General features: G+C 72.0%; 6 protein-coding genes. 1 reads left to right on the forward strand and 5 read right to left on the reverse strand.

Annotated features, from left to right (window positions below):
• Nucleotides 1-37: 37 nt before the first annotated feature.
• The 5 genes from L7D48_RS22090 to L7D48_RS22110 form a co-directional block, all read right to left on the reverse strand.
• Nucleotides 38-1,003: a CoA ester lyase gene (locus L7D48_RS22090; protein ID WP_237881695.1), complete on the reverse strand. Its 966-nt coding sequence runs from the start codon at nucleotides 1,001-1,003 to the stop codon at nucleotides 38-40.
• Nucleotides 1,000-3,012: a protein meaA gene (locus tag L7D48_RS22095; protein ID WP_237881697.1), complete on the reverse strand. Its 2,013-nt coding sequence runs from the start codon at nucleotides 3,010-3,012 to the stop codon at nucleotides 1,000-1,002. Before L7D48_RS22095 ends, L7D48_RS22090 begins: the two co-directional genes overlap by 4 nt.
• Nucleotides 3,013-3,023: 11 nt before the next feature.
• Nucleotides 3,024-4,361: a crotonyl-CoA carboxylase/reductase gene (gene ccrA / locus L7D48_RS22100; protein WP_237881699.1), complete on the reverse strand. Its 1,338-nt coding sequence runs from the start codon at nucleotides 4,359-4,361 to the stop codon at nucleotides 3,024-3,026.
• Nucleotides 4,362-4,748: 387 nt separating this feature from the next.
• Nucleotides 4,749-5,549: a TetR family transcriptional regulator gene (locus L7D48_RS22105; RefSeq protein WP_237881702.1), complete on the reverse strand. Its 801-nt coding sequence runs from the start codon at nucleotides 5,547-5,549 to the stop codon at nucleotides 4,749-4,751.
• A gap of 107 nt (nucleotides 5,550-5,656) precedes the next feature.
• Nucleotides 5,657-7,441, reverse strand: coding sequence for a 3-hydroxyacyl-CoA dehydrogenase family protein (locus tag L7D48_RS22110; protein ID WP_237881704.1), 1,785 nt, complete (start codon nucleotides 7,439-7,441; stop codon nucleotides 5,657-5,659).
• A gap of 338 nt (nucleotides 7,442-7,779) precedes the next feature.
• On the opposite strand from L7D48_RS22110, the gene L7D48_RS22115 reads away from it, so the two are divergent.
• Nucleotides 7,780-8,349 (forward strand): HEAT repeat domain-containing protein, encoded by a 570-nt coding sequence (locus tag L7D48_RS22115; protein ID WP_237881705.1) that lies wholly within the window; start codon nucleotides 7,780-7,782, stop codon nucleotides 8,347-8,349.
• Nucleotides 8,350-8,481 lie beyond the last annotated feature (132 nt).

Below are 8,481 nucleotides of genomic sequence, written 5' to 3' on the forward strand. Positions count from 1 at the left end.
AGGGCGGGGAGCCGGGAGCGGCCCGCGGTGGTGGGGCTCAGGCGGCCGGCGGCTCGAACTTCGAGGTCCGCTCCATGCCGGCGGCCCGGCCCTTGCCCGCGATGACCAGCGCCATCTTGCGGCTGGCCTCGTCGATCATCTCGTCGCCGAGCATCGCCGAGCCCTTCTTGCCGCCCGCCTCGGAGGTGAAGTACTCGTAGGCGTCCAGGATCAGCTCCGCGTGGTCGTAGTCCTCCTGGGAGGGGGAGAAGACCTCGTTGGCCGCCTCGACCTGGCCGGGGTGCAGCACCCACTTGCCGTCGAAGCCGAGGGCCGCGGCGCGCTCGGCGACGGCCCGGAAGCCGTCCACGTTCTTGATCTGCAGGTAGGGGCCGTCGATGGCCTGCAGGTTGTGGGTGCGGGCGGCCATCAGGATCCGCATCAGGATGTAGTGGTAGGCGTCGGCCGGGTAGCCGGGCGGCTGCTCGCCCACGACCAGGGACTTCATGTTGATGGAGGCCATGAAGTCGGCCGGGCCGAAGATGATGGTCTCCAGCCGGGGCGAGGCGGCGGCGATCTCGTCGACGTTCACCAGGCCCTTGGCGTTCTCGATCTGCGCCTCGATGCCGATGCGGCCGACCTCGAAGCCCATCGTGGTCTCGATCTGCGTCAGCAGCATGTCCAGCGCCTTGACCTGGGCGGCGTCCTGCACCTTCGGCAGCATGATGCAGTCCAGGTTGGGGCCCGCGCCCTCGACGACCGTGATCACGTCGCGGTACGTCCAGTGGGTGGTCCAGTCGTTGACGCGCACCACCCTGGTCTTGCCCGTCCAGTCGCCCTCGTTGAGGAACTTCACGATGGTGTGCCGGGCCTCGGGCTTGGCCAGCGGGGCGCAGGCGTCCTCCAGGTCCAGGAAGACCTGGTCGGCGGCCAGCCCCTGGGCCTTCTCCAGGAAGCGGGGGTTGCTGCCCGGGACCGCGAGGCAGGAGCGGCGGGGACGCAGCCGGTTGACGGGCGTGGTCATGCGGGGACCTCCAGGGGGTCGAGCTTGTTCGCGGTACGGATCTCGTCGACGATACGGCCGATGATCTCCGTGATGCCGAAGTCCTTCGGGGTGAAGACCGCCGCCACCCCGGCGGCACGCAGTGCCTCGGCGTCCGCGTTCGGGATGATGCCGCCGACGATGACGGGGACGTCGTCGACGCCGGCCCGGTGCAGCCGGTCCAGTACGTCGGGCACCAGCTCGGCGTGCGAGCCGGAGAGGATCGACAGCCCCACGCAGTGCACGTCCTCGGCGACGGCCGCCGAGACGATCTGCTCGGGGGTGAGCCGGATGCCCTGGTAGACCACCTCGAAGCCCGCGTCGCGGGCCCGTACGGCGATCTGCTCGGCCCCGTTGCTGTGCCCGTCCAGACCGGGCTTGCCCACCAGCAGGCGCAGCTTGCCCGAGCCCAGCTCGGCGGCGGTGGCCGCCACCTTCCGGCGGACCTCGGCCAGCCGCGAGCCCTCCTCGGCGGGGGTCGCCACGGGCGCGGAGCTCACGCCGGTGGGGGCCCGGTACTCGCCGAAGACGTCGCGCAGGGCCCAGGCCCACTCGCCGGTGGTCACCCCGGCCCGGGCGCACTCCAGGGTGGCCGGCATCAGGTTGTCCCTGCCGGCCGCGGCCCGCTTCAGCTCGGCGAGCGCCCGGTGGGCGCGGTCCTCGTCCCGCTCGCCGCGCCACCGCTGGAGGGCGGTGACGACGTTGCGCTCCACCGCCGGGTCCACGGTCATGATGGCCGTGTCCAGGTCGGCGGTGAGCGGGTTGGGCTCGGTGGACTCGAAGCAGTTGACCCCGACGATCTTCTCCTCGCCGGACTCGATGCGGGCCCGGCGCTCGGCGTGCGAGGCGACCAGCTGCGACTTCAGGTAGCCGGACTCCACCGCCGCCATCGCGCCGCCCATCTCCTGGATGCGCTCGATCTCGGCGAGCGCGCCCTCGGCCAGCTCGGCGGTCCTGGCCTCGACCACGTGCGACCCGGCGAACAGGTCGTCGTACTCCAGCAGGTCGCTCTCGTGGGCGAGGACCTGCTGGATGCGCAGCGACCACTGCTGGTCCCAGGGCCTGGGCAGGCCGAGCGCCTCGTTCCAGGCCGGCAGCTGCACGGCGCGGGCGCGGGCGTCCTTGGAGAGGGTGACCGCCAGCATCTCCAGCACGATGCGCTGGACGTTGTTCTCCGGCTGCGCCTCGGTCAGCCCCAGGGAGTTGACCTGGACGCCGTAGCGGAAGCGGCGGTGCTTGGGGTTCTCGATCCCGTACCGCTCGCGGGTGATCCGGTCCCAGATGCGGGTGAAGGCCCGCATCTTGCACATCTCCTCGACGAAGCGGACGCCCGCGTTGACGAAGAAGGAGATGCGCCCGACGACGTCGCCCATCCGCTCGGCGGGGACCTGCCCGGAGTCGCGCACCGCGTCCAGCACCGCGATGGCGGTGGACATGGCGTAGGCGATCTCCTGTACCGGTGTGGCCCCGGCCTCCTGCAGGTGGTAGCTGCAGATGTTGATCGGGTTCCACTTGGGCATGTGCGCCACGGTGTAGGCGATCGTGTCGGTGGTCAGACGCAGGGAGGGCCCCGGCGGGAAGACGTGCGTCCCGCGCGAGAGGTACTCCTTGACGATGTCGTTCTGCGTCGTCCCCGACAGGCCGGAGACGTCCGCGCCCTGCTCCTCGGCGACCACCTGGTACAGCGCCAGCAGCCACATGGCGGTGGCGTTGATGGTCATCGAGGTGTTCATCCGCTCCAGGGGGATGTCCTGGAACAGCCGGCGCATGTCACCGAGGTGGCAGACCGGGACCCCGACCCGGCCGACCTCGCCGCGGGCGAGGACGTGGTCGGGGTCGTAGCCGGTCTGGGTGGGCAGGTCGAAGGCGACCGACAGGCCGGTCTGCCCCTTGGCGAGGTTGCGCCGGTACAGCTCGTTGGACGCCTCGGCCGTGGAGTGCCCGGCGTACGTCCGCATCAGCCACGGACGGTCTTTCTGGCGCTCAGCCATGGGGGTGACCTCTACACGTTCCGGAAGCGGTTGATGGCGTCGATGTGCTTGGCCCGCATCTCGGTGTCGCGCACGCCCATGCCCTCGCGCGGGGCCAGGCACAGCACGCCGACCTTGCCCTGGTGGGCGTTGCGGTGCACGTCGTGGGCGGCCTGGCCGGTCTCCTCCAGGGAGTACGTCCTGGACAGCGTGGGGTGGATCTTCCCCTTGGCGATCAGGCGGTTGGCCTCCCACGCCTCGCGGTAGTTGGCGAAGTGGGAGCCGATGATGCGCTTGAGCGACATCCACAGGTAGCGGTTGTCGTAGCTGTGCATGTAGCCGGAGGTGGAGGCGCAGGTGGTGATGGTGCCGCCCTTGCGGGTGACGTAGACGGAGGCGCCGAAGGTCTCGCGGCCCGGGTGCTCGAAGACGATGTCCACGTCCTCGCCGCCGGTCAGCTCGCGGATGCGCTTGCCGAAGCGCTTCCACTCGCGCGGGTCCTGGGTGTTCTCGTCCTTCCAGAACCGGTAGCCCTCGGCGTTGCGGTCGATGATCGCCTCGGCGCCCATGGAGCGGCAGATGTCGGCCTTCTGCGGGGAGGAGACCACGCAGATGGGGTTGGCGCCGCCGGCCAGGGCCATCTGGGTGGCGTAGGAGCCCAGGCCGCCGGAGGCCCCCCAGATCAGCACGTTGTCGCCCTGCTTCATCCCGGCGCCGTTGCGGGAGACCAGCTGCCGGTAGGCGGTGGAGTTCACCAGGCCCGGGGCGGCGGCCTCCTCCCAGGACAGGTGGGCGGGCTTGGGCATGAGCTGGTTGGACTTCACCAGCGCGATCTCGGCCAGGCCGCCGAAGTTGGTCTCGAAGCCCCAGATGCGCTGCTCGGGGTCGAGCATGGTGTCGTTGTGGCCGTCGGCGTTCTCCAGCTCCACCGACAGGCAGTGGGCGACGACCTCGTCGCCGGGCTGCCAGGCGTTGACGCCGGGGCCCGTGCGCAGCACCACGCCCGCCAGGTCGGAGCCGATGATGTGGTACGGCAGGTCGTGGCGCTTGGCCAGCTCCGAGGTGCGGCCGTAGCGCTCCAGGAAGCCGAAGGTCGACACCGGCTCGAAGATCGAGGTCCACACCGAGTTGTAGTTCACCGAGGAGGCCATGACCGCCACCAGGGCTTCGCCGGGGCCCAGCTCCGGCAGGGGCACCTCGTCCAGGTGCAGGGACTTGCGCGGGTCCTTCTCCCGGGTGGGCATCCCGGCGAACATGTCGGCCTCGTCCTTGTGCACGGTGATCGCGCGGTAGGACTCGGGCAGCGCCAGGTTGGCGAAGTCGGCGGGCTTGCTGTCCGACGCGAGGATCGCGTCCAGGATTTCCTTCACTGTGGCCTCCGGCGAGCGTTCGGGGACGCTTGAGGGGTCGCTGGGGTCTTCTTCGGTCTTGTGTGAGCTGCTGGTGCCGTCGGTTCGGCGGTGGTGCTGCGGCTCGGCGCGGTAGCGCTGAAGGTGCCTGTGACGCAGGCGCCCGGGCGCGCGGCAGTGACCGCGGGGACAGTGCCCGGACACCGCTCACGTTATGGCACTGCGTGCCAACACACAAGACACTGCGTGCCAAGAATTTCTCTCAGTTGTCATCAGGAGTGCACGTATGAGCGGAGCGCGAGCGGAAACGGCCGCCTCCCGGGGGAGGCGGCCGTTTATCCGTGTTCGGTTGTGTCTGATTGTGTCCGGATGTGTCGTTTCTCGCTCGCTCTGAGAGCCGGGCGGTACTCAGCCCCGCCGCAGGGCTTCCTCGATCGTGCGCATCACCTGGTCCAGCGGGGCGTCGGTGCGCGCCACCGTCACCAGCACCTCGCCCTTGCGGCCGGCCGCCCCGTTCGTCCCGCCGGCCCCGGCCGGCAGGTCGGCCGCCGCCCGGCCGGCGACGAAACCGGTGCCGAAGGTCCGCCGCACGGTGGCGAAGGCCCGGTCCAGCTGGGCCTCCACATCACCCTGGCCGCCCGCGCGCAGCCAGCGCCGCAGCACGTGGTTGTGCGCGGTGACCACCGCCGACGCCGCCACCTCGGCCAGCAGCGGTTCGTCGAGGCCGTCCTCGTCGCCGTCCCGGCCGGCCGCGGCGGACTCGTCGAAGTGGCCCAGCAGGTACCGGGTGAACAGCCGCTCGTAGCGGGCCACGGACGCGATCTCCCGCTCCCGCAGCGTGGGCACCTCGCGGGTGAGCCGGTAGCGCTCCACCGACACCGCCGGGGAGGCCGCGTACATCCGCATGACCTCCTTGATGCCGCGGCACACGGTGTCCAGCGGGTTCTCGTGCGCGGGCGCCGCGTCCAGCACCGCCTTGGCGCGCTCCAGGGTGTCGTCGTGGTCCGGGAAGATCGCCTCTTCCTTGGAGCGGAAGTGCCGGAAGAAGGTGCGCCGGGCCACCCCCGCCGCGGCCGCGATCTCGTCGACCGTGGTCTCCTCGTACCCCTTGGTGGCGAAGAGCTCCATCGCGGCCGCGGCCAGCTCACGGCGCATCTTCAGACGCTGGTTGGGCACGTTGGGGCGGGCGGACCGAACGGACTGCGACATGTGGGGAACGTTACACGGCGCACCGCCGCCGGCGGGTGGGCCGCCGGGGTCCAGCAGCCCACCCCACCCGGAGTCCGCCCGTGGCGGGAACGCCGGGTTCGCCGGGCTCACCGCCTCGCGTACTCGCGGAAGCCGCGCCCGCTCTTGCGGCCCAGGCAGCCCGCCGCGACCAGGTGCTCCAGCAGCGGCGCCGGGGCCAGGCCCGGCTCGCGGAACTCCTCGTGCAGCACCTTCTCGATCGCCAGGGAGACGTCCAGACCCACCACGTCCAGCAGCTCGAACGGGCCCATCGGGTAGCCGCCGCCGAGCTTCATGGCCGCGTCGACGGCGTCCATGTCGGCGTAGTGCTCCTGCACCATCTTGATCGCGTTGTTCAGGTACGGGAACAGCAGCGCGTTGACGATGAAGCCCGCCCGGTCGCCGCAGTCCACCGGGTGCTTGCGGATCTTTCCGCACACCTCGCGCACGGTGGCGTGGACGTCGTCGCCGGTCAGAACGGTGCTCACCACCTCCACCAGCTTCATCGCGGGGGCGGGGTTGAAGAAGTGCATGCCGATCACGTCCTGCGGGCGCGAGGTCGCGCGGGCGCAGGCGACCACCGGCAGCGAGGAGGTGGTGGTGGCCAGCACCGCGCCCGGCTTGCACACCTCGTCCAACGTGGCGAACAGGCCCTTCTTGACCTCCAGGTCCTCGGCCACCGCCTCGACCGCCAGGTCCACGTCCGCCATCGCCGACAGCGAGCCGGCCGGGGTGATCCTGGCGAGCGTCTCGTCGCGGGCCTCGGCGCTCATCCGGCCCTTCCTCACCGACCGCTCCAGCGAGGAGGCGATCCGGTCCCTGGCCGCCTGGGCCTTCTCCTCGCTGCGCGCGACCAGCACCACGTCGTAACCGGCCTTGGCGAACACCTCGGCGATGCCGCCGGCCATCGTCCCCGAGCCCGCCACGCCGACGGAGCTCACCCGGCGCGGGGTGCCCCGCAGCTCGCCCTCGCGGGGGGTGAGCGCGTCCGGCGCCACCGTCGCCGAACCCGGCGCCTGGTAGGTGTAGAAACCGCGCCCCGCCTTGCGGCCCGTCAGGCCGGCGGCGCTGAGCTGGCCCAGGATCGGGGCGGGGGCGTGCAGCCGGTCGTGGGACTCGGCGTACATCGCCTCCAGCACGGTGCGGGCGGTGTCGATGCCGATCAGGTCCAGCAGGGCGAGCGGGCCCATCGGCAGACCGCAGCCCAGGCGCATCGCGGCGTCGATGTCCTCGCGGGTGGCGTACTTCGACTCGTACATCGCCGCGGCCTGGTTGAGGTAGCCGAACAGCAGCCCGTCGGCGACGAAGCCGGGCCGGTCGCCGACCGGGATCGGCTCCTTGCCCAGATCGGCGGCGAGGTCGGTGACCGCGGCGACCGCCTCGGGGGAGGTGAGCACGCAGGAGACGATCTCCACCAGCTTCATCGCGGGCGCGGGGTTGAAGAAGTGCATCCCCAGCACGCGCTCGGGGTGCGCGGAGTCGGCCGCGAGCCGGGTGACCGACAGGGCGTTGGTGCCGGTGGCGATGACGGCGGACGGCTTGACGATGCCGTCCAGCTCGGTGATGACGCGCTGCTTGAGCCCGTAGTCCTCCGGCACCACCTCGATGACCAGGTCGGCATCGGCCGCGGCCTGGAGGTCGCAGAAAGTGCGGAAGCGGGCGAGGGCGTCGCGCCGTTCCTGCTCGGTGATCCGCTCGCGCTCCACGGCGCGGGCGGTGGAGGCCTCCAGCGCGGCGACGGCCCGGCGGGCGGCGTTCTCGTCGGTGTCGATGCCGATGACCTCGCGGCCGGCACGGGCCAGGACCTCGGCGATGCCGGTGCCCATGGTGCCGAGGCCGACCACGGCGACAGTGGTGAGGGTGGGACGGTCCATCACGGGACTCCAGGGAAGAGGAAGAGACGGTGACGACTGCGGGGGAGAGAAGGGGGAAGAGCGGGCGGAGCGCGTGGGAGCGCCGGGCCCGCGGCGTCGCGCAGGCGCGGAAGCGAGCGAGAGCGGCCCTGTCCCGGGGCCGTGCTCGACCTGCGTGTATGCGTGCTGAACCGACTGCACACCGGACGGCTGCGTCACCAGGCCGTCCGACTGAGCGGGGGTACCGCTCCGATGAGCAGGCTAACCTGCGGGTAACCCGAATGCCAGAGGGTAGACCGCTTCCAGGAATGTGGCACATACCACAGGGAGGTGACGTGCCGGTGGGCAGGGCGGGCACGATGGACCGCGAAATGGTGGACCGGCTGCGGGCCGAGGCGGATCCGGAGGAGTACGGGCGGCTGCTCGCCCTGGCCCGGCGGGACACGGCCGCCGCCCGTGACGCGCTGGCCGCCGAACTCACCGCACCCGCCCGCCCCCTGTGGGCCCGGGAGCTGGCGGCCTGCACCCTGGGCCGGGCCGGGGACCCCCGGGCCTTCGAGACGCTGGTGTTCCTGCTCAACCACCGCGAGCCGGCCCGCTGCGCCGCGGCGGCCCGCGCTCTGCTGCGCCTGGGCGATCCGCGTACCGCCCGCGCCGCGGCGGCGCTGGCGACCAACGAGCTGCGCACCTCCTACGCGTTACACCCCGTGCGGCTGCTGGCCGCCCTGCGCGCGCCGCAGTCCGCGCCGACCCTGATCCGCGTCCTGGACCGGCTGCTGGCCGGCCCCGTCCACCACTGGCAGGTGGCCCGCGCCTGCGTGGACGGACTCGGGGCGCTGGGGGACGCGCGGGCCCGGCTGGTGCTGCTGGCCGCCCGGGAGCGCGAGGAGTTGCGCGCGGCGGCCGACGAGGCGCTGCGCAGGCTCTGACCCGCCGGGCCGGTACCCGGACCGGCACCGGTGTCCCCGTGGGGGCGGGCCGCGGCGGTCGGCGGCCGACCGCGGCCGGATGCCGGAGCGGGCCGGACGTCAGAGGGGGTGCGGGCCGGCGGGGGCCGGCCC

The organism is Streptomyces sp. ICN903 (assembly GCF_022015835.1).
GTDB classification, from domain to species: Bacteria; Actinomycetota; Actinomycetes; order Streptomycetales; family Streptomycetaceae; genus Streptomyces; species Streptomyces fenghuangensis.